Annotated in this window: 22 protein-coding genes; all 22 read right to left on the minus strand. The window is 38.1% G+C overall.

Annotated features, from left to right (window positions below):
- Window positions 1-3 precede the first annotated feature (3 nt).
- Window positions 4-471: a ribosome maturation factor RimP gene (gene rimP, locus CD152_RS01860; RefSeq protein WP_012656757.1), complete on the minus strand. Its 468-nt coding sequence runs from the start codon at window positions 469-471 to the stop codon at window positions 4-6.
- 114 nt (window positions 472-585) lie between these two features.
- On the minus strand, window positions 586-4,890 hold the full coding sequence (locus tag CD152_RS01865) for a PolC-type DNA polymerase III (RefSeq protein WP_407943919.1): 4,305 nt from the start codon (window positions 4,888-4,890) through the stop codon (window positions 586-588).
- Window positions 4,891-4,961: 71 nt separating this feature from the next.
- Window positions 4,962-6,668 carry a proline--tRNA ligase gene (locus tag CD152_RS01870; protein WP_101152207.1) on the minus strand — a complete coding sequence of 569 codons (1,707 nt, stop codon included), beginning with the start codon at window positions 6,666-6,668 and terminating at the stop codon, window positions 4,962-4,964.
- An 83-nt stretch (window positions 6,669-6,751) separates the two neighbouring features.
- Window positions 6,752-8,032, minus strand: a complete 1,281-nt coding sequence (gene rseP, locus CD152_RS01875; protein ID WP_101039682.1) for an RIP metalloprotease RseP — start codon at window positions 8,030-8,032, stop codon at window positions 6,752-6,754.
- Between the two features lie 2 nt (window positions 8,033-8,034).
- Window positions 8,035-9,165 carry a 1-deoxy-D-xylulose-5-phosphate reductoisomerase gene (gene dxr, locus CD152_RS01880; RefSeq protein ID WP_101140662.1) on the minus strand — a complete coding sequence of 377 codons (1,131 nt, stop codon included), beginning with the start codon at window positions 9,163-9,165 and terminating at the stop codon, window positions 8,035-8,037.
- Window positions 9,166-9,317: 152 nt separating this feature from the next.
- Entirely contained in the window at window positions 9,318-10,103 is a 786-nt protein-coding gene (locus CD152_RS01885) for a phosphatidate cytidylyltransferase (protein ID WP_086038572.1), read from the minus strand.
- Window positions 10,104-10,113: 10 nt separating this feature from the next.
- On the minus strand, window positions 10,114-10,863 hold the full coding sequence (locus CD152_RS01890) for an isoprenyl transferase (protein WP_103214294.1): 750 nt from the start codon (window positions 10,861-10,863) through the stop codon (window positions 10,114-10,116).
- 142 nt (window positions 10,864-11,005) lie between these two features.
- Window positions 11,006-11,563, minus strand: coding sequence for a ribosome recycling factor (gene frr / locus CD152_RS01895; protein WP_086038571.1), 558 nt, complete (start codon window positions 11,561-11,563; stop codon window positions 11,006-11,008).
- Window positions 11,564-11,588: 25 nt separating this feature from the next.
- The gene (gene pyrH, locus CD152_RS01900) at window positions 11,589-12,311 is read right to left on the minus strand and encodes a UMP kinase (protein WP_012656749.1); all 723 of its coding nucleotides are present in this window, start codon (window positions 12,309-12,311) and stop codon (window positions 11,589-11,591) included.
- Between the two features lie 144 nt (window positions 12,312-12,455).
- Window positions 12,456-13,337 (minus strand): translation elongation factor Ts, encoded by an 882-nt coding sequence (gene tsf / locus CD152_RS01905; RefSeq protein WP_012656748.1) that lies wholly within the window; start codon window positions 13,335-13,337, stop codon window positions 12,456-12,458.
- A gap of 125 nt (window positions 13,338-13,462) precedes the next feature.
- Complete coding sequence (rpsB, locus tag CD152_RS01910; protein WP_086038570.1) at window positions 13,463-14,230, minus strand: 30S ribosomal protein S2; 768 nt, start codon at window positions 14,228-14,230, stop codon at window positions 13,463-13,465.
- A gap of 215 nt (window positions 14,231-14,445) precedes the next feature.
- Window positions 14,446-15,219, minus strand: a complete 774-nt coding sequence (gene codY / locus CD152_RS01915) for a GTP-sensing pleiotropic transcriptional regulator CodY (RefSeq protein WP_086038569.1) — start codon at window positions 15,217-15,219, stop codon at window positions 14,446-14,448.
- A 17-nt stretch (window positions 15,220-15,236) separates the two neighbouring features.
- Window positions 15,237-16,610, minus strand: a complete 1,374-nt coding sequence (gene hslU / locus CD152_RS01920; RefSeq protein WP_086038568.1) for an ATP-dependent protease ATPase subunit HslU — start codon at window positions 16,608-16,610, stop codon at window positions 15,237-15,239.
- A 10-nt stretch (window positions 16,611-16,620) separates the two neighbouring features.
- A complete protein-coding gene (gene hslV, locus CD152_RS01925; RefSeq protein ID WP_012656744.1) occupies window positions 16,621-17,163 on the minus strand; it encodes an ATP-dependent protease subunit HslV in 543 nt (180 codons plus the stop codon).
- 11 nt (window positions 17,164-17,174) lie between these two features.
- The gene (locus CD152_RS01930; RefSeq protein ID WP_086038567.1) at window positions 17,175-18,047 is read right to left on the minus strand and encodes a tyrosine recombinase XerC; all 873 of its coding nucleotides are present in this window, start codon (window positions 18,045-18,047) and stop codon (window positions 17,175-17,177) included.
- A 59-nt stretch (window positions 18,048-18,106) separates the two neighbouring features.
- Window positions 18,107-19,408: an FADH(2)-oxidizing methylenetetrahydrofolate--tRNA-(uracil(54)-C(5))-methyltransferase TrmFO gene (trmFO, locus tag CD152_RS01935; RefSeq protein WP_012656742.1), complete on the minus strand. Its 1,302-nt coding sequence runs from the start codon at window positions 19,406-19,408 to the stop codon at window positions 18,107-18,109.
- Between the two features lie 164 nt (window positions 19,409-19,572).
- Window positions 19,573-21,642: a type I DNA topoisomerase gene (topA, locus tag CD152_RS01940; protein WP_103214295.1), complete on the minus strand. Its 2,070-nt coding sequence runs from the start codon at window positions 21,640-21,642 to the stop codon at window positions 19,573-19,575.
- Window positions 21,643-21,726: 84 nt separating this feature from the next.
- Window positions 21,727-22,614: a DNA-processing protein DprA gene (gene dprA / locus CD152_RS01945; protein WP_103214296.1), complete on the minus strand. Its 888-nt coding sequence runs from the start codon at window positions 22,612-22,614 to the stop codon at window positions 21,727-21,729.
- Between the two features lie 130 nt (window positions 22,615-22,744).
- A complete protein-coding gene (sucD, locus tag CD152_RS01950) occupies window positions 22,745-23,653 on the minus strand; it encodes a succinate--CoA ligase subunit alpha (protein WP_012656739.1) in 909 nt (302 codons plus the stop codon).
- A 15-nt stretch (window positions 23,654-23,668) separates the two neighbouring features.
- A complete protein-coding gene (gene sucC / locus CD152_RS01955; protein ID WP_012656738.1) occupies window positions 23,669-24,838 on the minus strand; it encodes an ADP-forming succinate--CoA ligase subunit beta in 1,170 nt (389 codons plus the stop codon).
- Window positions 24,839-24,935: 97 nt separating this feature from the next.
- Window positions 24,936-25,730 (minus strand): ribonuclease HII, encoded by a 795-nt coding sequence (locus CD152_RS01960; protein WP_103214297.1) that lies wholly within the window; start codon window positions 25,728-25,730, stop codon window positions 24,936-24,938.
- Complete coding sequence (gene ylqF, locus CD152_RS01965; RefSeq protein WP_103214298.1) at window positions 25,720-26,592, minus strand: ribosome biogenesis GTPase YlqF; 873 nt, start codon at window positions 26,590-26,592, stop codon at window positions 25,720-25,722. The genes CD152_RS01960 and ylqF overlap by 11 nt, the downstream gene beginning before the upstream one ends.
- Between the last annotated feature and the right edge of the window lie 75 nt (window positions 26,593-26,667).

Consider the following 26,667-nt stretch of genomic DNA (forward strand, 5'->3'; position numbering starts at 1 on the left):
CTCCTATAGAATGACTGCAAGACGAATCTTAGCAATACGCTTACGGTCAATTTCAATCACTTTTGTTCTCGTTTTAATCTTTGCTGATAATGTTATCGTATCTTTTGAGACTTCTTTTAATTCACCGATCCATTCTTTATCCCCTTCAACAGGTTCGTAAAGTTTTACGTATACATGTTTACCAATTGCATTCTCGTAATCCTTTTCCTTTTTGAGCGGACGTTCCGCACCTGGAGATGAAACATCCAGGAAATATGCTTCTGTAATCGGGTCTTCTTTATCCATCACTTCACTGATTTTCTCACTTGCCAGTGCACAGTCACTGATATCGATACCACCTGGCTTGTCTATGGCGATACGTAGATAATAATCCGGACCTTCTTTCACATATTCCACATCTACAAGTTCAAATCCTAAAGATTCAACTACCGGTTGACATATCGCTTCAACGCGTTCTGTAACTTTACTCATATAATCCTCCTAACATAAACGTAAGAAAAGAGCGGGGATTCCCACTCTTTTCGCTAGTAGAGTATTTTCTTTAACAATTAAATCATAACATAAAGTTGTTCATTCATCAAATAATTACAGGTCAAAAATTGAGAGCTGTGCCTTATCAGGCATACCAGCAAGACTTCCGAGTTCGTCTAGATAATCAATAATCTTTTGAGAAACACCTGCTTTTTTATTCAGCTCTTCTTTTGACAAGAAAGGTCCCTCGTCTCTCGCTGCTACGATGCGTTTCGCAACATTCTCACCTAGACCTGGAACAGAGATAAAGGGTGGAATTAATGTATCGCCTTCAATAATAAATTCAAATGCTGTACTTTTTTCCAGTGAAATCGGCTGAACCTTAAAGCCTCTCTGCGCCATTTCATTAGTGATTTCAAGCACTGTGAGTACATCTTTTTCCTTCTTACCAAGATCATGAAAACGACTATAATAATCTTTAACTGTTGCTTTGATCGTATGCTTGTCTTTCGTCATCGTCAATAAATCAAAGTCACTCGCACGAACAGTGAAGTAACTTGCATAATAATATAACGGATGATGCACTTTAAAGTATGCGATACGTACCGCCATCAGGACATATGCTGCTGCATGGGCTTTCGGGAACATGTATTTAATCTTTTTACATGAATCCAAATACCATTCAGGTACATTGTTCTCGCGCATTGCAACTTCAAACTCTTCAGATAATCCCTTACCCTTACGCACAGATTCCATAATCTTAAATGCAAGTGATGGTTCTAAGCCGGCATACATTAGATACACCATAATATCATCACGACATCCGATAACAGAACTTAAATCACAGGTCCCGCTCTTTATAAGTTCCTGGGCATTGCCAAGCCATACATCTGTCCCATGAGATAATCCAGAAATCTGCACGAGCTCACTGAATGATGAAGGCTTTGTATCTTCAAGCATTTGACGCACGAAGCCAGTACCAAACTCTGGCACACCTAGGGTTCCAGTCTTGCATAATATATCCTCTTCAGTTACACCTAGAGACTCAGGGCTCGAGAATATCTTCATCGTTTCTTTATCATCGACAGGAATTGTCTTAGGATCCATACCTGATAAATCCTGGAGCATACGAATCATCGTAGGATCATCGTGTCCGAGGATATCTAGCTTCAATAAATTATCATGTATAGAATGGAAATCAAAATGAGTCGTTTTCCATGCACTGGACTGATCATCTGCAGGATATTGAATCGGTGTAAAATCATAGATATCCATATAATCGGGCACAACGATAATACCACCAGGGTGCTGTCCTGTCGTACGTTTGACACCCGTACATGACTTTACAAGCCTATCAATTTCAGCACCACGTTTATGCGTACCTGAATCATTCATATAGCCCTTCACATAACCGAATGCCGTTTTCTCTGCAACCGTACCGATCGTACCTGCACGGAATACTTTATCTTCTCCAAATAGTACTTTTGTATAGTTATGTGCGATCGGCTGATATTCTCCGCTAAAGTTTAAGTCAATATCCGGAACTTTATCACCTTTGAATCCTAAGAACGTTTCAAACGGAATATCCTGCCCTTCTTTAATGTAAGGTACATCACAAGATGGACATGATTTATCTGGTAAGTCAAAACCACTCGCAACACTTCCATCTTCAAAGAAATGACTTGAATTACATTTCGGACAAATATAATGAGGAGGTAATGGATTGACTTCAGTGATCTCGGTCATTGTCGCTACAAAACTTGATCCAACCGAACCACGACTCCCTACCAGGTAACCATCATCCAGACTTTTCTTCACAAGCTTCTGAGAAATTAAATATATCACGGCAAATCCATTACCGATGATACTATCCAGTTCTTTCTCCAGTCTGGCAACAACAATTTCAGGAAGTTCTTCTCCGTATATACTACGTGCACGTGCATAGCTCATCTCTCGAATCTCTTCATTTGCACCATCGATATTCGGTGTGAACAGTTTATCCTGAATAGGAATAACCGTCTCTATACGGTCAGCAAGTTCATTGGTGTTTTTGATGACGATTTCATACGCTTTCTCTTCCCCTAAGAAATGGAAGGCATCTAGCATTTCATCTGTCGTTCTAAAATGTGCATCCGGTAACGTCTGTCTATTCAACGGATTACCCGGATTTGATGCAATCAAGATTTCACGCGCAATCTTATCATGTTCATTTAAGTAATGGACATTACCTGTGGCTAGAACTGGAATGTCTAGTTTTTCACCAACGTCGAGGATACGCTGATAGATTTCTTCCATCGTTTCATTATCACGAATCAAGTCTTTATCTAATAAATGCTGATATAGTGCTTTTGGCTGTACTTCAAGATAATCATAGTAGCGCGCGATTTTCTCAACTTCTTCCTGATCCTTCTGCATCACCGCCGTAAACACTTCACCGTTATCACACGCACTGCCGACCAGTATACCTTCACGATATTCATTCAAAAGTGAACGCGGGATTCTTGGTGTTCTATAGAAGTATTTCACCATAGAATCACTTACGATTTTGAAAAGATTCTTTAGTCCTTTCTGATTCTGTACGATTAATGTTACATGCATCGGTCGGGCACGTTTATACGCATCCTTATTTGAGAGCTTCAGGTCAATTTCCTTGTGGTTCGTAACACTAAGCGTTTCCATCTGTTTTAACATCTTCACAAAGATATGCGCAGTCGTTTCCGCATCATAGATAGCTCTATGGTGCTGTGTTAATTCTACACCATACTTCTTGGCAAGAAAGTTAAGGCCATGTTTGCCCATTTCAGTATTGATTGTTCTTGAAAGTTCTAACGTATCGATAACACCATTTTCCGTTGGTCCATATCCTAAGCGGTCGAACCCCGTATCGATAAATCCCATATCAAAGCTTGCATTATGGGCAACATAGATTGCATCCCCTACAAAATCTTTAAAATCGTTCAATACAGATTCGATCGGCGGTGCATCTATAAGCATATCATCAGTGATTCCAGTCAGGTTCTTAATCGTTTCATTCAGACGTTCTCCGGGATTGCTAAAGCGCTCAAACTTATCGATAATTTCTCCGTCTTTTACTTTAACTGCCGCAAGTTCAATAATTTTATCATATTGTGAGCTTAAACCTGTTGTCTCTACGTCAAAGACGACGTATGTCGCATCTTTCAACGTTATATCTTGTGGTTTATAAGTGATGTTCACGCCATCATCTACAAGCATCCCTTCTATACCGTAGATCATCTTGATGCCCGCCGCACTTGCTGCAGCATGCGCATCCGGAAATGCCTGACAACCGTTATGATCGGTTACCGCGATTGCTTTGTGCCCCCATTTTGCAGCTTGAGCAACATATTTTCCGATATGCGTGATACCATCCATCTGGCTCATTGCACTATGCAGGTGGAATTCAACACGTTTGTCCTGGGACTTATCTTGCTTTTCAGGTTTTTTGATGGCCTCAATATCATCCATCATCATGACCAGGTCTCGTACAAAGGTATCCATTTCAATACGACCTTGTACACGTACCCAGTCTCCGATTTTTAATGACTCAAAATGCTCTAGGTCATTCTTTCCTTTACGTGTGAACATCTTGACGATTAAAGAATCTGTGTAATCTGTAATTTTAAGCTGCACGATATGTCGTCCACTTTTCAGGGCCTTAATGTCAATATCAAAGACTACGCCTTCAAGTGCAACCTTATATTCTTCTTCAATAATGGATTCGATACGTCTAACATTTTCAATTTGTATCGGCTTCCCTATCTGACAACGTGTCACTTCAGGGCCATCATCTTCCTTACGCTGCTTTTCTCGTTCGATCATCTTTTCCCTTAATATTTTGCTGTGATTCTCTTCTTCTTCCTGTATATACGCTTCTAAAGATGCCAGCTCTTCTTGTTCAGCATTGTCTGACACTTCAAATATACAGCGTGAGACATTAAAGCCTACGTCTTTAAAGGCTTTAAGAAGCGTGCCATTACAGTTCTTTTCAAAATGAACTTTCTCAATTTCATTGGTTACATGAAACTTCAATATATCACCACTGAATGTAAAGGGTTTACTATTTAACTGATGCTTTAAGCTCGGACTCATATTCGTCTGATCAATCGCATAAGGAATATATGCGCAGAGTTTTTCTGTATCAAGAGCATCCAATACTTCTATTTCAAATGTCACCGTTGCAATATGTTCAAAATGTTCTTTAATCTTTGATTTAAGCAAGGCAAATAACTCATATGGCAGGTGCGTATGAAATTTAAAGTACATATGCCATCTACGGTCATGCTTATAAATATCAATCTTAGTGAGCTCCGCTTCATCGAGATCAGGTATTGTAAATAAATCTTCGATCTGCAGCTGCTTCAACAATACTTTAAATTTTTCATTATTATTTATTGTCACGTTTTTTACCACCTTCAAAATGAAAAAGTAACACGCAGGTGCGTATTACTTTTATTATTCATTATATCAAATTATGATTCAAAAGATGCATAAATTGATTGAATCGTTTCTTGTAAATTGTCTATATGGACTTCAACAGCGTCCCCAGTACGACGGTTCTTAACCTCGACAATACCGTCAGCTGCTTGTTTCCCAACCACCACACGAACCGGTATTCCGATTAAATCTGCATCATTAAATTTCACACCCGCACGTTCTGCTCGGTCATCATATAGTACTTCATACTGCGTGCGATATGCATCATAAAGCTGGTCTGCAAGGTTTTTTTGGACTTCCTGTTTAGGATTCACACTGATGATATGCACTTCATATGGCGTAATAGCAGTTGGCCATATAATACCTTTATCATCGTTATGCTGCTCGATCACTGCTGATAATGTACGTGAAACACCTATTCCATAACATCCCATTACCATAGGCTCTGCTCGGCCTTGATCGTTTAAGAAAGTCGCATTCATACTTTCACTGTACTTTGTTCCGAGTTTAAACACTTGGCCGATTTCTATACCTTCTGCAAATTTAACTGGACCACTACCATCTGCAGCTGGTTCACCTTCTAATATAAATCGGAAATCACCATAGGCTTTCACGTTAAAGTCACGATCTACATTAGCATTCACATAATGATAATCATCTTCATTTGCACCGACTGCTAAATTATTGAGATCCTGTACACTGTTATCTGCATAGATATCAATCTTATTAACTCCGACGGGTCCTAGTGAACCTGGGCTCGCATCTAGGATTGAACGAATGTCATCCTCTGTTGCCATCTCTACATGTTCTGTTCCAAAGAATGATCTTACCTTAATATCATTCAATTCATGATGTCCACGAATTAAGAACATTACAAACTGGTCATCAACTTTAACAATCATCGATTTTACAATTTCATCTAGGTCACGTTTCAAGAAATCTGCTAATTGCTGCGCTGTTTTTACGCCAGGCGTATGTACTTTTTCTAATACGTTCTCTTCTGTATGTTTCTTATTTGGATGGTATACGACTTCTGCTTTTTCGATATTTGCTGCATAATCACTGCCATCCGTATAACAAATCGTATCTTCACCAATTTCCGCTAACGCCATAAATTCATGTGTGTGGCTTCCACCAATTGCACCACTATCTGCGATAACTGGACGGAACTGTAAGTTTAGACGCGAGAAAATCTTCGAATATGCATTATACATATCCTGATATGTCTCATCAAGTGACGCTTCTGTTGCATGGAAGCTATATGCATCCTTCATAATAAATTCACGGCCACGTAACAATCCAAATCTAGGACGCTTCTCATCTCGAAACTTGTTTTGAATCTGGAATAACGTTACCGGTAACTTCTTATATGACTTTAATTCATCACGCACTAGTGATGTAATGATTTCTTCATGTGTTGGTCCGAGCGCAAATTCACGACCATGACGGTCTGTCATGCGCATAAGCTCTGCGCCATAACTTTGCCAGCGACCAGACTCGCTCCAAAGCTCTGAAGGCTGTAAGGCAGGCATTAATATTTCTACACCATCAATCGCTTCCATCTCTTCACGGACAATTGACTCGATTTTATTTAATACGCGTTTAGCAATCGGTAAGTAACTATACACACCACTTGCGACTTGTTTGATCATCCCTGCTTTAAGCAGTAGCTGATGACTCTTGCTATCTGCATCGCTTGGAACTTCTCTTAATGTTGGAATAAACATTTTACTCTGTTTCATAGCTGCCTCCTAAAATCTATAATACATATATCATATAATAAAATATTCATTAATCAAACAAAAAATAAACAGCACTGTGCTGTTTATTTTAAGAAGTATCTTGAAATATCGTTCCACGTCACCATTATCATCACAAAGAACATAAAGATTACCCCTGCTCCGACGATAATCATCTCGACACGTTTATTCACAGGACGTCTGAATATAGCCTCATACAGAACAAACAATATACGTCCGCCGTCTAAAGCAGGAACAGGTATCAAATTCATAATGCCGATGTTTATAGAAAGCATTGCTGCTAAATTGAGCAGTGGGATAAGTCCTTGCTGCGCAACAGTATCTGTAAATTTATAGATACCTACAGGTCCATTTAACATGTTAAAAGAAAAACTACCCGTAAATATAGAAGTGAACAGTTCAATAAGTAATGTAAAGATCAGCGTTGCATAGCGCATCGTTTCATTAAAACCATTAATGAATGGATCTGTCAGTGAGAACTGTCTTTCTGGTAAGAAACCAATCTGATATGTCGTTTCTTTCTTTGTTTTAGAAATCTGAGTGACGACCTTCTTAGGTTCTAGCTTAATGCTTTCAGTCTTAGTTCCGCGTTCAACAGTAACAACTAATGGTTTACCCTCATTATTAGCAAGGTATGCTTTTATCTCACCGAACGTATTTACCTTCTCGTCATTAAGCTGTATAATTCTATCACCTGTTTTCAGTCCAGCACTCATTGCAGGAGAATCTTCAGCTACTTCTTTCACAGAATTTGTAGGAGAACCTATCATAAATGCAATGATAATACATAGTACAAGTGTCAACAGAAAATTAAAGAATGGCCCTGCAAATAATGTTAAGAACTTTGGCCACGGTTTCTTCGTTCTGAACTGTCTGCTCGGAGGAGCAATCTGAACTAAGTCCCCTTCACGAACAAAATATGACTGCTCTGCAATTTGAAGACGCTCTTGCTGCTGCGTATATTGATTGATGCCTTCAATAAACATTGCATCATCGAAATCACTATCAATAACTTCAATTTGTTCGATTTGCTGGAATTGATGCTGCTCATCAAGCAGAATATGTGTCACTTCGCCATCAGAATTCTTCTTAATATTAACATTCATCCCTGCTTTTAGCGGGTTTTCTTCCATACCGCTTCCAGCCATCATGACATACCCACCGACAGGCAGCATACGAATCGTGTACAGCGTCTCATTCTTCTTGTAAGAGAAGAGCTTCGGTCCCATACCGATTGCAAACTCTGGACACATGATACCCGCACGTTTAGCTAAGATTAAATGCCCGAGTTCATGCACCGTAACAATTAATCCAAAAACTAATATAAAGGCTAATAATCCTAACATCGCTACACCTCATACTTTCTTGACTTATACTGTGCATCAATTTCAAGAATGGTTTCAAGATCCGGACTTTGTATCACATCATGTGTATTCATTTCACGTTCAATAATTGTCTCAATATCTAAAAAACCAATCTCTCCATCTAAAAACTGCTGTACGACAACTTCGTTGACTGCATTCATTACAACTGGCATCGTGCCACCAATACTGATCGCATCATAGGCGAGTTTCAGACATCGATATCTATCAAAATCCATCGCTTTAAAGTCCAACTGACCAACTTCAGCAAGATTTAGACGTTCTGCTTTACGCGCGAGACGATCTGGATAACTAAATGCATAAAGAATAGGCATACGCATATCCGGTGTTCCAAGCTGAGCAATCACACTTGTATCATTGAACTCTACCATTGAGTGTATGATACTTTGCTTATGTAACAAAGTTTCAATTTTATCGATCGGCATATCAAACAGCCATCTTGCTTCAATGACCTCAAGTCCTTTATTCATCATTGTCGCAGAATCAATTGTAATCTTCTTGCCCATCGACCAGTTCGGATGTTTCAGTGCATCCTGTACAGTGACATCTTTCAGTGCCTCGCGAGATAACTCTCTAAATGAACCTCCACTCGCCGTAATAATCAGTTTCTCAATATGTTTATGATCTTCACCATTCAAGCACTGAAAGATAGCAGAATGTTCTGAATCTACAGGTATAATATTCACATTGTATTCACGTGCGAGCTGCATAATAATTTCTCCTGCAACAACAAGCGTCTCTTTATTGGCAAGCGCAATATCGATGCCGTGCTTAATCGCATGCACAGTAGGCTTTAAGCCGACACTCCCCATAATTGAATTTAAGAGCATGTCATTTTTGACATATGCAGCTATTTCCATCAATCCGTCATTACCATATACGACTTTAATAGATGATGATTGAATCTTATCTATATCTTCTTTATCTTGTACACAGCAGATATCCGGCCTAAATTCTTCTATAATTTTATTTGCCAGCTCTAAATTCTTACCGACTGAGAAACTTACAAGCTTATAAGTATCCGGATATTGTCTTATAATGTCTAATCCTTGTGTACCAACTGAACCACTGGCACCTAATATTCCTATGTTTTTCATTGCTTCACCTTTTTTACGTTTAATAGCTTTATTCTATCATAAATCTTGCAATCGTCATAAGAAATTCAAATACTGATCTACCACAAAAAATAACCCTATTCATGATTAAACAAGGCACGAATAGGGTTGTAGCTATAAAGAGATACTATGATTTACTTGAAACTGATCAACAATATGTTCATTAAAGGTAATACAAAGATAAATGAATCGAAGCGGTCAAGAATCCCACCGTGACCCGGCAGAAGATTCCCTGAGTCTTTAACGTCGAAATGACGCTTTAATGCACTTTCCACTAAATCACCGAGCTGACCGAACATACTGAATAACCAAGTTACTAGGATCAGTGGCAAGATCGATAGTGGCATATCATAATTGATGCTGAATATAATTGCTATTATCGTAGAACTTAGAATACCTCCTACAAAGCCTTCTATCGTTTTATTGGGACTGATTTCTGGCCACAGCTTATTCTTGCCAAATAAACGCCCAAATATGTATGCACCTGTATCTGTGACCCATACGATAAGCAAAGCAAATAAGATATAAATCAGACCGTTATTACGCGTCTCGTAGAAATACATAAAACCAATCCCAATATATGCAACTGCAAGCATACAAAATGCAGCATCTACGAAATTAAATCTATTCTTACTCATCACTGTATAACTAAGCATAATCAAACTCATTAATATCAAAAAAGGAACCTGATAATCAAGCGCAACAAGCTTACTTTTTTCTGGTGACATAATTAAACATAGCGCAATGACACTAATGATGCCAGGTAATGAATAAAGCTTGATATTCTTCATATTTAATACTTCTTTAAGCGCTACAATCGCAAGTAAGTATGCCATAATTAATAGTGGCAGCTTTCCATATACAACTACAGGCAAAAAAACTGCCATTGCGATTATCGCAGTAATCGTTCTCGTTTTCATGATTTACTCCTTATAGTCCACCGAATCGTCTATGTCGATTCTGGTATATTGAAATACACTTATCTAAACTTTGTACTGTAAAGTCTGGCCAGTATTCATCTACAAACACAAACTCACTATACGAACATTGCCAGATTAGAAAGTTACTTAAGCGCTCTTCGCCAGATGTACGAATGAGAAGTTCTGGATCTGGCATGCCTTTTGTAAATAGAAATTCATTAAACTGAGATTCATTGATTTCATCTAATGAAATCTCTCCAGATTTATATTGTTCTGCAATTAACTGTACCGCAGAGATAATTTCTTTTCTGCCACCGTAGTTCAATGCAAATACTAACTTCAATCCTGTATTATCCTTTGTTCTTTCTTTCGCCTCTAGTACAGCATGCTTTGTGTGCTCTGGCAGATCATCAATAAATCCGATCGTCTCTACCTTCACGTTCTTTGCAACTAATTCCGGAAGAAAGGTATTTAAGAAATCTCCTGGTAACTTCATTAAATAATTTATTTCATCTTTAGGTCGCGACCAGTTTTCAGTAGAAAATGCATACAATGTTAAATATTCTACACCCAGATCACTTGCATGTCCTGTTATCTTCTTTACTGTCTGCATGCCTTCGTAGTGCCCTTTGATGCGCGGCATCTTCTTAGCTTTCGCCCATCTCCCATTACCATCCATTATAATAGCAATGTGTTTCGGAATATGCGCCTTATTCAATTGAATGTTTTCTGTCACTTTCCTTTTTTTAAATGGGAACATAGCGGCCTCCGTAATTCAACTTATTCATTTATTTTAACATAAGATATATGTATATTCATGAAAATCACAAAAAAAGGTCGAGCCAAAAAAATGATTTGGCTCGCCATTTATTCAAACTATAATTTATTTTATTACACTTATACTATACTTCTAAAATATCTTTTTCTTTAGAAGCAGTTAATTCATCAATCTTCTTAATAAATTTATCAGTTTCGGCTTGAACATCATCAGAAAATGATTTTAAATCATCTTCAGTAATATCCCCTGCTTTTTCAGCTTTCTTAAGTGCATCGTTTGCATCACGACGAATATTACGAATCGCAATCTTTGAATTCTCAGCTTCTTTCTTAGCTTCTTTAACAAGTTCTCTACGGCGTTCTTCTGTTAAAGCTGGCACTGTAATACGGATTACATTTCCGTCTGAAGTTGGGTTAACACCGAGGTTTGCCATATTGATTGCCTTTAAAATATCATCAATCGATGTTTTATCATAAGGTGTAACTAACAGCATTCTTGGTTCAGGAACTGATATACCTGCTAATTGCTGAACTGGTGTTTCAGCACCGTAATAAACTACAGATACACGATCTAATAGATTAGCATTTGCATGGCCCGCACGAATTGCAGCAAAGTCACGCTGTAAGCTCTCGATACTCTTTTCCATCTTTGATTTTAATTCATTCATAATTTCAGTTGTCATTCTTTTTCTCCTTTGATCCTAAATTTTATTTTGTGATGGTAGTACCTATCTCTTCACCCATAATAGCACGTTTAATATTACCATCTTCCATAATTGAGAATACCACGAGTGGAATATCATTGTCCATACAGAATGAGCTTGCTGTTGAATCCATTACCTGCAGCCCTTCTTGTAACATTTCAATATATGTTAATGTTTCATATTTCTTCGCATTTGGATCAAGTTTCGGATCCGCTGAATATACACCGTCTACGTTATTCTTACCCATAAGGATGACATCTGCTTCCATCTCCGCAGCACGTAATGCAGCTGTCGTATCTGTTGAGAAATAAGGATTTCCAATACCAGCAGCAAAGATGACAACTCGACCTTTCTCAAGATGGCGTATCGCTCGACGTCGAATGTAAGGTTCTGCAACTTGCTTCATCTCAATTGAAGTTAGCACACGCGTGTCACAATCCAATTGTTCTAAAGAGTCCTGTAATGCTAATGAATTCATTACCGTAGCAAGCATCCCCATATAGTCAGCAGTACCACGGTCCATACCTAGGTCACTTCCCGTTTTACCGCGCCATATGTTACCCCCGCCTACGATTACAGCAATCTCGCAATCCATCTTTGCTACTTCTGCCACTTGTTTCGCTACACTTTTAATCACAAACGGATTAATGCCAAAGCCTGTTTCTCCGGCAAGCGCTTCTCCACTTAACTTTAATACGACACGTTTATATTTAGAAGTTTCAATCATTATTACCCGTCCTCTCAAAATATGTGTATTGTACACAAAACTATAGCCATTATATCAATAATCTTCTGTTAAATAAATCATTATATGTAGTTTTTCTAACCTTTTATGTATAAAAAAAGACACCGAAGTGTCTTTATCAGAACATTATTTACCCATTTGACCCATTACTTCGTCAGCAAAGTTATCTTGACGTTTCTCGATACCTTCCCCAACTTCATAACGTACGAATGATTTTAATGAACCACCTTTTGATTTTAAGAATTCAGCAACAGTTTGATCTGGATTTTTAACGAATGGCTGATCAACCGCACAAATTTCTTCTAAATATTTACGTAGACGACCTTCTACCATTTTTTCAACGATATTTTCTGGTTTACCTTCATTTAATGCTTGTTGTTTTAAAATTTCTTTTTCATGTTCTAATTCTTCAGCAGAAACTTGTTCGCGAGAAACGAACTTAGGATTTAATGCAGCGATGTGCATTGCAACGTCTTTTGCAGCTTCAGCATCAGTTGAATTTTCAACTACTGCTAATACGCCAATACGTCCACCCATGTGTAAGTATTCTCCAAATGCATCTGCATCTGTTTTTTCAGCTAATACGAAACGACGTAAAGTTAATTTCTCACCAATTGTAGAAATTGCTTCGTTCAATTTAGTTTCAACAGTTTTACCAGTTTCGATTTCAGACGCCATTAAAGCATCAAGATCAGCTGGTTTAGTTGCTAAAATATGATCTGCCATTTCTTTAACTAATGCTTGGAAACCTTCATTACGTGCAACGAAATCTGTTTCAGAGTTTAACTCTAATAAAACTGCAGTGTTGCCACTAGAAGCAACATAAGTTGTACCTTCAGCAGCGATACGGTCAGCTTTTTTAGCAGCTTTTGCAATCCCTTTTTCACGTAAGTAGTCAACGGCTGCGTCGATATCTCCGTTTGTTTCAGTTAATGCTTTTTTGCAGTCCATCATACCTGCGCCTGTTCTTTCACGTAATTGTTTAACTAATTGTGCTGTAATAGCCATGTATAATACCTCCAGAGATTTATGTTTACGGTTTTATTTTACTAAAATTTTAATTAAAACTAAAGCAAATGCTTTAGCTTTTAAAAAAAGTGATAAATGTTATACACTTATCACTTTTATTTCAATTAAGCTTCAGTTGTTTCTTCTGCTTTAACTTCTGCTTCTTCAGATAAATCAATATTTTGTTCAGCTGCAACTTCTTCATTAGATACGCCTTGACGACCTTCTAAGATTGCATCAGCCATTTTACCAGTTAATAATTTAACGGCACGAATCGCATCATCGTTTGCAGGGATTACGTAATCGATTTCATCTGGATCACAGTTTGTATCTACGATACCAACGATTGGAATGTGTAATTTCTTAGCTTCTGCAATCGCGTTACGCTCTTTACGAGGGTCTACTACGAATAATGCTGAAGGCATAGATTTCATTTCACGAATTCCACCTAAGAATTTGATTAAACGATCATATTCTTTTTTAAGTTCAACTACTTCTTTTTTAGGAAGTACATCAAAAGTACCGTCTTCTTCCATTTTTTCAATTTCTGAAATACGTTTTACACGTTTAGAAATTGTTTTGTAGTTTGTTAATGTTCCACCTAACCAACGTTCGTTGATGAAGAATTGACCTGCACGTTCTGCTTCTTCTTTGATTGCTTCTTGTGCTTGTTTTTTAGTACCTACGAATAATACAGTACCGCCTTCTTCAGAAATAGATTTTACGAAGTTGTAAGCTTCTTCAACTTTCTTAACTGTTTTTTGAAGGTCGATGATATAAATACCATTTCTTTCAGTGAAGATATATTTCTTCATTTTTGGGTTCCAGCGACGTGTTTGGTGACCGAAGTGAACACCAGCTTCTAGCAATTGTTTCATTGAGATTACTGCCATTTTAATTTCCTCCTAATTGGTTTTATTCCGCCATTACAGGCAATTTCAGAAACAACAGATGTTGCACCGTCCGAAATACTTATCTGTAATGTGTGAATTTGGCTTTTTAGCCATAGATTAATATAACATAAATCAATATTACATTCAATAATAAAAATCAAAAAGCACAAGAAACATAATTTATTTCTTATAATCTTACATGTTTATCACATTGACTAATGAGACGCAGACAGTTCCTCTAAGAAATGTTCTTTTTTAATTTTGATAAATGTACCTTTCATACCAAGCGAGCGTGATTCGATGACTCCTGCGCTTTCAAGCTTACGAAGTGCATTAACGATAACTGAACGCGTGATTCCGACTCTATCTGCTACTTTAGAAGCAACAAGTAATCCTTCTGATGCCCCTAGTTCATCAAAGATATGTTCAATCGCTTCTTTCTCTGAATAAGACAATGAATTAATAGCCATATTGATTGCAGCCTTATCTCTTGCAAGATTTTCAATATCAGCGTGCTTTTCACGCAGAATTTCCATACCTACTACAGTGGCCGCATATTCTCCAAGTACAAGATCCTCATCATCAAATGCTCTGTCTACACGAGCTAATACAAGCGTTCCAAGACGCGTACCGCCCCCTTTTATCGGGATAATAACCGTATTAGACTGAGCGAATAAGTCAGCATTTTCAGACGGAAACACGGACAGGTCATTCTCTATTTGAATATTACTCTTTGTCTCATCGATATTTAAAAGTAGCTCAACATATGTTTCTGGAAACTGACGTTCCTCAAGCATCTTGATAATGCGTTCATTCTTAAGTAGTTCATTAACGCCAAACCCTAATAACTTTCCGCGACGTGATAGGATGAACACATTAGATTGCATCGCTGAACCAAGATAGTCTGCCATTTCTTTGAAGTCAACTGCAATCCCTTTATGTTCCTGTAAAAGTTTATTAATCTTTCTCGTTCTTTGTAATAATTCCATTATTAAAAGGCACTCCTTTAAAGTATAAATTCACTTAAATTTTTATTTTTTGTAATATTTCCTAATTTAGCATCCACATATTGTGCAGTAATATCTACGTGTGCATTCGGCATTTCCGAAGCTTCAAACAGCAGATCTTCAAGCATCTTTTCTAAAATTGTATGTAGGCGTCTTGCACCTATGTTGTCAGTTTCCTGATTCACTTCATAGGACATCTCCGCGAGCCTGTCAATTGCTTCATCCGTAAAATTGATAGTAACATCTTCTGTCGCCAGTAAGCTTTCATACTGTTTTAACAGTGATAGTTTCGGTTCTTTTAATATTCTTTTGAAATCATCCACCGATAGCTTATCAAGCTCCACACGAATCGGAAATCTTCCTTGTAATTCTGGAATCAAGTCACTTGGCTTCGATACATGGAAAGCCCCGGCACCTATGAATAAGATATGCTCCGTATTAACCACTCCATATTTCGTCTGAACCACACTACCTTCGACAATCGGTAATATATCTCGCTGAACACCTTGCCTTGAAACATCCGGGCCTTGATTACCCCCAGCTATCTTATCTATTTCATCGATAAATACGATTCCTAACTGCTCTGTTAAGGCTACAGCTTCACTATGCATTGATTCTTCATCAATCAGCTTTGTTGCTTCTTCATCAATCAGAACTTCCCTTGCATCTGAAACCTTTAAGGTACGTTCAACCTTCTTCTTAGGCATCATCTGACTGAACATATCCTGCATTTGATTGTTCTGCATATCCATACCGAACATATTCAATCCTTTAAATTCCTGCTCTACTTTAATCTTGACAGTTTCATCCTCTAATTTTCCTGCTTTCAGTTGAGCTTGAATATCTTTACGTTTTAATTTTACTTGCTCATCAGGTGCGTCTTCTTCTTCTTGGATGGTTTGATTGAACAGCATTTCAAATGGATTTCCAGCTTTATTTTCTTTTTTCTTCATCGCTGGGACGAGCAATTTAACAAGGCGTTCTTCTGCATTTCGTTTAGCTTCTTCTAGAACTTCCTGTTTTTTCTTCTCTTTAATTAACCTGACACCATTTTCCGTAAGATCCCTGATCATACTTTCAACATCTCGACCTACATAACCGACTTCTGTATATTTAGTTGCTTCTACTTTCACAAAAGGGGCGCCAACCAGCTTTGCCATTCGTCTCGCTATCTCTGTTTTACCGACACCCGTCGGCCCGATCATCAATATATTCTTAGGAATAACTTCCTTTTGAATCTCATCATCTAGTGCCATACGACGGTAACGATTTCTCAAGCTTACCGCCACCTTCCTCTTTGCATCCTGCTGACCGATAATATGTTCATCAAGATGACTAACGATTTGTCTTGGCGTTAAGTTCGCTGACTTCATGATATGCCTCCTAAATTTCTTCAATAATAATATTATGATTTGTGAATACACATATATCAGCTGCTGTTTCTAAAGAAGCCTGTGCAATATCACGCGCGCTCAACGTGCTTGCATGACGCTTTAATGCACGCCCTGCACTTAGCGCGTAATTCCCGCCTGAACCAATCGCAATAATATCGTCATCAGGCTGTATTACTTCGCCTGTACCGCTCACGACAAGCAGTTCATCTTTATTCATAACAATCAGCATCGCTTCAAGTTGACGTAACATTTTGTCGCCACGCCATTCTTTTGCCAGCTCAACTGCTGCACGTGATAAGTTACCATTATATTCATAAAGCTTTGCTTCAAACATTTCAAATAGTGTAAATGCATCTGCAACACTGCCGGCAAATCCTGCAACGACTTCATCATTAAACAGTCTTCTCACTTTTCTTGCAGTCTGTTTCATAATGACCTGCTGCCCGAGTGTCACTTGTCCATCACCGCTCATCGCCGCTCGACCATTATGTCTGATTGCAAAGATTGTCGTAGCATGTAATTGATTATTCATTCTTCCACTCCTTATGCTCTTGGATGTGCGTTTAAATATGAATTTCTTAAGTGTGCTTTCGTTATATGCGTATATTTGCTTGTTGTCGATAAATTGACATGGCCAAGCAATTCCTGAACAGTACGCAAATCTGCTCCGTTATTCAATAAGTGTGTTGCGAATGTATGTCTTAATTTATGGGGGTGGATATGTCCATCTGCACTGCTCCTTTTGATCAGCATATCAAGAATATACGTCAGTCCCCTAGCAGTCAGAGGGCCTCCCCGCTGATTGATCAGTAGATAGTCATGCGTTATCGTCATGCTGTTTCTAAAATCCACATAATCTAGTAGTGACCGATGTGCATAGGCACCATAAGGAATAATTCTTTCTTTACGCCCTTTACCCATCACCTTTACTGTCATAAGTCCCAGATCGAACGCATCACTCTTCAGCTCAATAAACTCCGAAACACGCATTCCCGTAGCATACAGCATTTCAAGTATAAACTTATCCCTTACTGCGAACGGTTTTGACATGTCGATACTATTAAACAATAAAGTCATCTCTTTTTCATAGAAGAACTCGGGCAGATACTTCTTTTGTTTCGGATGGACAAGCTGTACAAAGGGATTACTTTCATCTCCATCATATAAAAACCCATAAAAAGAGCGTAATGCAGAAATTCTTCTCGACACCGTCGTACGTTCAAGCCCTTTATTATATTGACTCACGAGGTAATTTCTCGCATCACGATATTCAAAAGTTCTAAAATCTAACTGTTCCTGTTCTAAAAACGCAATAAACTGCAATACATCATTTTTATAGGCAGTAACAGTATGGTCTGAAAAATTACGCTCATTCTTCAAGTAAGTTAAGAACCTTTGCAAATCATTAGTATCCATACAGCCCTCCTATTTATCTGAATTCTATCACAATTTAAAATTGACACACAACTAAAACACTATAAAGTAACTTTAAAATGTTCTAAAGAGGCTAAGGCACGTGCTGCGAGCGCCTCATATCGTTCTTTTTTATCTTTAATACGTTTATCCAGACTTGGTAAGAGCCCGAAATTGGCATTCATCGGCTGAAAGTTCTTGCTGTTCGTATGCGTAATATAATATGCCATTGAACCAATCACTGTATTTTCAGGGAATGTGATAACCGGCTTATCTTCAACGTATTTAGCCATATTGATTCCTGCTACTAATCCGCTTGCTGCACTTTCCACATAACCTTCTACACCTGTCATCTGACCTGCAAGAAATAGACTGTCATTGCCTTTAAATTGATACGTCTGCTGTAGATTTGTCGGTGAATTGATAAACGTGTTACGGTGCATAACACCATATCTGACCACTTCCACGTTTTCAAGACCAGGAATCAGCTTTAATATTTCTTTTTGTGCGCCCCACTTCAAATGCGTCTGAAAACCTACAATATTATAAAGTGTTCCAGCTGCATCGTCTTGACGTAGCTGAACCACTGCGTACGGACGTTTCCCAGTCTTAGGATCTTCTAGACCCACAGGCTTCATCGGTCCAAACAATAGCGTTTTACGTCCTCGCTTTGCCATCTCTTCAAACGGCATACAGCCCTCAAAGTAAATTTCTTTTTCGAATTCCTTTAATGGTACTACTTCTGCTTCAAGTAAAGCATCATAGAATGTATTGAACTCTTCTTCTGTCATCGGACAGTTCAAATATGCAGCCTCGCCTTTATCATAACGAGACTTCAAATATACTTTGTCCATATCGATCGAATCCTTTTCAATGATAGGTGCAGCTGCATCATAGAAGTAAAGATGATCTTGTCCTGTTAGCGCCTGAATCTGTTTCGATAAGCTTTCAGTAGTTAATGGGCCAGTCGCAATAATTGTCGGTCCATCTGGTATTTCTGTAATTTCTTCATTGATAACTTCAATATTTGCATGTTGCTTTAATGTATCTGTCACATATCCACTGAATTCATGTCTATCTACAGCTAATGCTCCTCCTGCAGGTACACTTGCGTTATCAGCAGCTTTAATGATCAATGAGTCGAGTCTACGCATCTCTTCTTTAAGGACACCGACAGCATTCGTCAACGCATTACCTCGTAATGAATTTGAGCAGACAAGTTCAGCAAATTTGTCTGTATGATGAGCAGGGGTCTGCTTTACCGGTCTCATTTCATATAGTTTAACTTTAATACCTCGTTTTGCTAATTGGTATGCCGCTTCACTACCGGCAAGACCAGCACCAATTATATTTACAGTTGTCATATTATCTCCTCCTGAATATCCTTCATGATTGTATTACAATTTTGTAATGAAATAAACTATTATTATTAAAAACAGATTCATTTTTCACAAAAATCGAAAAAATAATAAAGAACAGATTATATTTCAAATCTGTTCTCAGATTAACATGATTATTTATGGATGTGCTATTGAGGCTTCTCATCATAATCACAATTCGTACATACAACTTGTGTCTGCTTTCCTTTTTTACGTTCCACAAGCTGTGTGTCACACTTCGGACAATTTCTTGCAATAGGTTTATCCCAGGAAATATAATCACATTCCGGAAAATTGCTACAGCCATAAAAAATTCTATTTTTCTTAGATTTACGTTCAACAACTTCGCCATCTTTACACTTTGGACACGCTACACCAATAGTTTTGACGATTGCTTTTGTATTTCTGCAGTCAGGGAAATTTGAACAGGCCATAAATTTACCGTAACGTCCCATTTTATATACCATCGGAGAACCACATTTCTCACAATCTTCTCCTGCTGGTTCGTCTTTGATTTCAATCTTTTCCATTTCTGCTTCCGCACGTTCAACATGAGTTTTAAAATCACCATAAAAAGTTGAAATGACCTTCTTCCATTCCATATCTCCACTGGCAATTTTGTCTAATAATGTTTCCATATTCACCGTGAAATCAACATCAATAATTTCAGGGAAATATTCTTTAACAGACTCGTTGACAATGATTCCAAGCTCTGTCGGATAAAATTTCTTCTGGTCTACCTTTACATAATTACGCTTTTGGATCGTATCTATAGTTGGTGCATACGTTGAAGGTCGACCAATACCTTTTTCTTCCATCGTTTTAACAAGACGGGCTTCAGTATAGCGCGGAGGTGGTTGCGTGAAATGTTGGTTTTCATCGATATTAACAGCCTTAACTGTATCACCCACTTCCAGGACCGGTAATTTATTCTCTCCATCTTCAGTTTCTTCATCCTGACCTTCGATGTACACACTCATAAATCCTTTAAACTTAATCGTCTGACCATTTGCTCTGAATTTAATATTATTCTGAACAAGGTCTACACTGACCGTATCAATGACTGCTGCAGCCATTTGACTTGCCATAAAACGCTCCCAGATCAATTTGTATAGACGTAACTGATCTCTAGAAAGATAAGCTTTCATCTCCGAAGGCGTACGCATCACCGATGTTGGACGTACTGCCTCATGTGCATCTTGAGCACCGCCACTCTTACTAGTGCGTTTAGACAAGTATGATTTACCATAATGTTCTTCAATATAGCTCGCAGCCTCGTTCTTTGCAGTATCTGAAATACGAGTAGAATCCGTACGCATATAAGTAATTAAACCCACTGTACCTTGTTTCTTCAAGTCTATTCCTTCATATAATTGCTGAGCAAGCATCATCGTCTTACGGGCTTTAAAGTTTAGCTTACGAGCAGCTTCCTGCTGGAGTGAACTCGTCGTAAATGGTTGTGCAGGATTTCTGAGCTTTTCTTTTTTAGTCACATCCGTTACTTCAAATGCATCTGATTTCAGTTGTTTGACAATCGCTTTAACATCGTCTTCTTGTTTTAATTTCTTAGGCTTATTATTCTCATGTAAGAACTTTGCCTTGAACTGTTTTTTGTCATATTCAAACAATCCATCAATCGTCCAGTACTCCTCTGGTTTAAATGCATTGATTTCTTCTTCTCGATCAATAATAAGCTTAAGTGCTACAGATTGAACACGGCCGGCCGAAAGCCCCTTTTTAACTTTCTTCCACAATACCGGAGAAATGTTATAGCCTACGAGACGGTCCAGTACGCGTCGTGCTTGCTGTGCATCAACAAGATTCTGTTCAATTTGTCTTGGATGCTTAAAACTCTCTTTGACCGCATCCTTTGTAATTTCATTGAATACAACTCTGGACGCTGCTTTTTCATCTATATTCAGTATATGTGCCAAATGCCAGGCAATCGCTTCACCTTCACGGTCCGGGTCACTTGCAAGATAGACATGCTTCGCGCGCTTTGCATGTTTTTTTAAATCTTGAACGATAGGCCCTTTTCCTCTAATCGTTATATATCTTGGTTCAAAATCATTTTCGGTATCAACGCCCATCTGGCTACGTGGTAGATCACGTACATGCCCCATAGATGCGACAACTTTAAATTTCTTCCCTAAATATTTTTCAATGGTTTTAGCTTTTGCAGGCGACTCAACAATGACGAGATTTTCTGCCAATTGTATATCCCCCTCTTACTTAATTGTTTTCAATGATAAATAATATACGTATATGTAAGTGATTGTCAAATAAAACTCATAAATATAGTTTTAATTTTTTGAAATATCAGGAAAAAAATAATCTTCTATAATATCATGTGTACATTGAACAAGCTTTGCCCCTTCTTTGATTCTTTTGTTACATCCTGCTGAAAGTTCATGAACGATAGGTCCCGGCAGACAATAGATGTTCCTATTCTGTTCCAAACCTTGATCCAGTGTTATCAAGCTCCCACTTCTCTCCTTTGCTTCCGTGATCAGGATACCTTGAGCAAGACCGCTGATAATTCTATTACGTTCTGGAAATCTAAACTTTTGTATCGGTGTAGTCGGTGGATATTCACTTATCACGATGTGACGTTTTTCCATCAGCCTTCTTATTAAAGCAGTCTCTGCCGGATAGATGAAATCATGACCGTATGCAAGGACGCCAATCGTATGCCCTCCATAAAAGTTGCATGCCAGATGCGCATAATTATCTGCACCTTTTGCCAGGCCACTGACGATGTATATATTATTTTTTATCAGTTCAGGTACAATCTGGTCCAGGGCATCTGCTGTATAATGCGTTGCATCTCTGCTCCCTACAATTGCTAAAGCATTCGTATAGTTAAGAAGATTAATATTGCCTTTTGCGAATAAAACAAAGGGATAATCATAAATTTCAAGCAGTAGTTGTGGGTACAATTCTGAATCAAAATAGATTGGGGTAATCTCCTTATTTTCAAGTTCTTCTATCAGCATCTTGATTTTCAGATTTTGAAACTTTGATAACTTATTATCCAGCGTTCGCTCATGGCAGTTAAGAATTTGTCGCAGTATAGGCTTGAGCTGAAGAAAATTTAAATCAAAGGAATGGTAAACATTATATATCTTGTGTAACTCCTGGGTCGTGAAACCTGCATAGATAAGTTTTAAAAGTTTATGATGTCGTTTCATATCTATCACCTCATTACTATTCTAATAGGTGTTCTTTAATTTCCTTTCATCTAAATATTAATATTTGTAAATATTAATAAAAAAATTCCGGGCGACCTATAAATAAATGATGGGTCGCCCGGAATCTATATTATTTAACTGTTAAACATTTGTCATATAAGCCATCTTCTTCTTTAATACGTTCGATTAATGTCGAACCAATTTCAGAAGGAGTCGCTGCAGTTTTAATACCGCAAGCGTTCATTGTTTTAATCTTTTCTTCAGCCGTACCTTTACCGCCTGAAATGATTGCACCAGCATGTCCCATACGTTTACCAGGAGGTGCTGTCTGACCGCCGATAAAGCCTACGACAGGTTTCGTCATGTTCGCTTTAACCCATTCAGCAGCTTCTTCTTCAGCTGTTCCACCAATTTCACCGATCATGACAACAGCTAATGTTTCAGGGTCATTATTAAACGCTTCTAACGCATCGATGAAGTTTGTACCGTTTACAGGGTCTCCACCAATACCTACAGCTGTTGTTTGACCGATACCTGCTTGTGTTAACTGATGCACTGCTTCATACGTCAATGTTCCAGAACGGCTGACAACGCCCACATGTCCTTTTTTATGAATGTATCCTGGCATAATTCCTATTTTACATTCATCTGCAGTAATAACACCTGGACAGTTTGGTCCAACTAAGCGTGTTTTCTTACCTTGCATATAACGTTTTACTTTAACCATATCTAAGACCGGAATATGTTCAGTAATACAAATTGCTAAATCTAATTCTGCATCAACACATTCAACAATTGCATCTGCAGCAAATGGTGCTGGAACATAAATAACTGAAACTGTAGCACCTGTAGCTTTTACTGCTTCTTCAACTGTATTGAATACAGGTACGCCTTCAACTTCCATGCCACCTTTGCCCGGTGTAACACCTGCAACAATTTTAGTACCATATTCTATCATTTGTTTCGTATGAAATAATGCTGTTGATCCTGTAATACCTTGTACGATTACTTTCGTATCTTTATCAATAAATACTCCCACGATTATCCCCGCTTCCTATTTAGCTTCTTTTACTAATTCAACGATTTTTTGTGCACCTTCAGCCATTGTGCTTGCAGGTGTAATTGCTAATCCTGAATTACCTAGAATTTCTTTACCTTGATCCACGTTTGTACCTTCTAAACGTACTACTAATGGAATTGTTAATTCTAATTCTTTCGCTGCTGCAACAACACCTTCAGCGATAACATCACACTTCATGATGCCACCGAAGATATTAACGAAAATACCTTCAACCTTCTCATCACCTAAAATGATCTTGAATGCTTCAGTAACTTTCTCTTTCGTTGCGCCGCCCCCTACATCAAGGAAGTTCGCCGGATTTCCGCCGAAATGATTAATTGTATCCATCGTCGCCATTGCAAGACCGGCACCGTTTACCATACAACCGATATTTCCATCTAAAGCGATATACGATAAATCATATTTAGATGCTTCAATTTCCTTTGGATCCTCTTCATCTAAATCGCGTAATTCCATCACGTCTTTTTGACGGAATAATGCATTTGCATCAAAGTTGATTTTAGCATCAAGCGCTAACACTTCACCGTCGCCTGTCGTTACAAGCGGGTTAATTTCAATAATAGATGCATCTTTCTTCATGAATACATCATATAAACCTAACATAATTTTTACTGCTTTATTTACAGATTCTTTCGGAATGTTAATGTTAAATGCTAAACGACGTGCCTGATAAGGCATTAATCCAACAACTGGATCGATCACTTCTTTGAAGATTTTTTCAGGCGTTGCTTCAGCAACCTCTTCAATTTCAGTTCCACCTTCTTCAGACCCCATTAATACTACGCTATCTGTAGCACGGTCTAGTACGAACCCTAAATAATATTCTTTTTTAATATCGCATCCTTCTTCAACAAGAAGACGTTTAACTTCCTTACCTTCAGGACCAGTTTGATGCGTAACTAATACTTTTCCAAGTAATTCTTTCGCGTAGCTTTCAACTTCGTCTAAAGATTTTGCAATCTTAACACCACCAGCTTTACCACGGCCACCAGCGTGAATTTGAGCTTTAACGACGTAAACCCCTTCTTTTAGACCTTTAGCTACTTCAACTGCTTCTTCAGGTGTATAAGCAACAGAACCGTTCGGAACTGCTACACCCATAGAGCGAAAAATTTCTTTCCCTTGATACTCATGGATATTCATTGTCCATCCTCCTATAATGCGCATTAATTTAGCTTACGTTCCAATTATAAAAAATGAAAGCGCTATTGTAAACCGCAAACGCTTAAAAAACAGACAATTACGACAGTTTCGTAATTGTCTTTGCGTGTTCTTCTGTTTTTATCATTGATTTAATCGGCTCGAATGATTTGCGATGATGCGCAGTTATCCCATACTGCATTAAACCATCTAAATGTCTTTTAGTACCATATCCAGCATTACGGTTAAAATTATAGTAAGGAAATTCCTCATGAATCTCTTCCATCAGGTGATCGCGATAAACTTTCGCAATCACACTTGCTGCAGCGATAGAAACACTTTTAGCATCACCTTTAATGATTGATTCTTCAATTAAACCTGTATTCAGTTTCATCGCATCTATCAGTAGTACGTCAGGCTTTACGGGTAACTTATCTATCGCTCTATGCATCGCAAGTTTCGTTGCTTCATATATATTAAATTTATCAATTTCCTCCACACTTGCTACACCTATCGCATATGTAACCGACTGTGTTAATGCTTCATAAAGCGATGCCCTCTTGTGCTTTGATAACTGTTTCGAATCATTTAACCCAATATAGTGATGGCCATCGTTTAAGATGACAGCACATGCGATAACTGGACCCGCTAATGGACCACGTCCAACCTCATCAATACCACAAACGACTTTCCCGTTATAGCGACGTTCATATTCGAGCATTTGTTCATATTCGTGTATCGCTTGAGTTTCCTGCGCTATTTGTTTTACTCTCGTCTGCTTCACTTTTAACGCGCCACTTCTCGACTCTTCTTCAAAAAAATCAATAAGTTCTGCTTGATTCATCTCTCTTACCTTTTCTTTAAGTAAAGCGATTGTGTAGTCATTACTCTTCATCATCAACCTCTAACATTGAAATATGATCGAATGTATATTTTCCAATTTTTTCGTTACGTATATCTCTTATAAGCAATTCTACAACCGATTCATAATCTATTTCATTACCCTTTAACTTTAGACCTCGACTTCTGCCGATCGCATCAAATACTTCAATATACGGCGTATCTGCTGTGACATCAATATTATAGTGCTTGTTAAATGTGTTCAGGTCTCTTTCCTGCAAAAATGAGATCCCATATATAGCGACTTCATCTAGATGAACAATGCTATCTTTGATTGCACCTGCTAAACTTAGTTTTTTACCGACGGTCTGATCCTCAAACTTTGGCCATAAAATCCCGGGTGTATCTAATAGTTCCAATGTCTTTCCAACCTTAATCCACTGCTGTTTCTTTGTAACCCCTGGCATATTCCCTGTCTTTGCGATTGATTTCTTTGCAAGGCGATTAATTAAAGTTGATTTACCCACATTTGGAATGCCGACAATCATTGCACGAATTGCACGTGGGCGTAACCCTTTTTGCTTCATGCGCTCAAACTTTTCTTGCGTAACGATTTCTGCCGCTTTCGTAACTTGAGATAAATTTTTACCATTTTTACTGTCAATGAGCACAGGATAAAAGCCCTGTTCCTCAAAATATGACATCCACTTTTTTGTTTCATTTAAATTTGCCATATCCATCTTATTTAATAATACGACACGCGGTTTATCCTTGATTACTTCATCAATCATCGGGTTACGTGAAGAGTAAGGGATACGTGCGTCAACAAGCTCAAATACTACATCCACGAGCTTAAGCTGCTCTGTAACTTCTCTCCTTGCCTTTGCCATATGTCCTGGGAACCATTGTATTGCCATAATTTCACTTCTTTCCAGTTATTTGATTTAATCATCATACAAAGTACGCTTTACTTCATTGTATGTTAAAATATC

The organism is Macrococcoides caseolyticum (assembly GCF_002902665.1).
GTDB classification, from domain to species: domain Bacteria; phylum Bacillota; class Bacilli; order Staphylococcales; family Staphylococcaceae; genus Macrococcoides; species Macrococcoides caseolyticum.

Excerpts from the sequence above, each read along its gene's own strand:
- rimP (WP_012656757.1), bottom strand. The coding sequence starts at position 471 with ATGAGTAAAGTTACAGAACGCGTTGAAGCGATATGTCAACCGGTAGTT.
- CD152_RS01870 (WP_101152207.1), bottom strand. The coding sequence starts at position 6,668 with ATGAAACAGAGTAAAATGTTTATTCCAACATTAAGAGAAGTTCCAAGC.
- rseP (WP_101039682.1), bottom strand. The coding sequence starts at position 8,032 with ATGTTAGGATTATTAGCCTTTATATTAGTTTTTGGATTAATTGTTACG.
- dxr (WP_101140662.1), bottom strand. The coding sequence starts at position 9,165 with ATGAAAAACATAGGAATATTAGGTGCCAGTGGTTCAGTTGGTACACAA.
- CD152_RS01885 (WP_086038572.1), bottom strand. The coding sequence starts at position 10,103 with ATGAAAACGAGAACGATTACTGCGATAATCGCAATGGCAGTTTTTTTG.
- CD152_RS01890 (WP_103214294.1), bottom strand. The coding sequence starts at position 10,863 with ATGTTCCCATTTAAAAAAAGGAAAGTGACAGAAAACATTCAATTGAAT.
- frr (WP_086038571.1), bottom strand. The coding sequence starts at position 11,563 with ATGACAACTGAAATTATGAATGAATTAAAATCAAAGATGGAAAAGAGT.
- pyrH (WP_012656749.1), bottom strand. The coding sequence starts at position 12,311 with ATGATTGAAACTTCTAAATATAAACGTGTCGTATTAAAGTTAAGTGGA.
- tsf (WP_012656748.1), bottom strand. The coding sequence starts at position 13,337 with ATGGCTATTACAGCACAATTAGTTAAACAATTACGTGAAAGAACAGGC.
- rpsB (WP_086038570.1), bottom strand. The coding sequence starts at position 14,230 with ATGGCAGTAATCTCAATGAAACAATTGCTAGAAGCTGGTGTTCACTTC.
- codY (WP_086038569.1), bottom strand. The coding sequence starts at position 15,219 with ATGGAATTATTACAAAGAACGAGAAAGATTAATAAACTTTTACAGGAA.
- hslU (WP_086038568.1), bottom strand. The coding sequence starts at position 16,610 with ATGAAGTCAGCGAACTTAACGCCAAGACAAATCGTTAGTCATCTTGAT.
- hslV (WP_012656744.1), bottom strand. The coding sequence starts at position 17,163 with ATGAATAATCAATTACATGCTACGACAATCTTTGCAATCAGACATAAT.
- CD152_RS01930 (WP_086038567.1), bottom strand. The coding sequence starts at position 18,047 with ATGGATACTAATGATTTGCAAAGGTTCTTAACTTACTTGAAGAATGAG.
- trmFO (WP_012656742.1), bottom strand. The coding sequence starts at position 19,408 with ATGACAACTGTAAATATAATTGGTGCTGGTCTTGCCGGTAGTGAAGCG.
- dprA (WP_103214296.1), bottom strand. The coding sequence starts at position 22,614 with ATGAAACGACATCATAAACTTTTAAAACTTATCTATGCAGGTTTCACG.
- sucC (WP_012656738.1), bottom strand. The coding sequence starts at position 24,838 with ATGAATATCCATGAGTATCAAGGGAAAGAAATTTTTCGCTCTATGGGT.
- CD152_RS01960 (WP_103214297.1), bottom strand. The coding sequence starts at position 25,730 with ATGAAGAGTAATGACTACACAATCGCTTTACTTAAAGAAAAGGTAAGA.
- ylqF (WP_103214298.1), bottom strand. The coding sequence starts at position 26,592 with ATGGCAATACAATGGTTCCCAGGACATATGGCAAAGGCAAGGAGAGAA.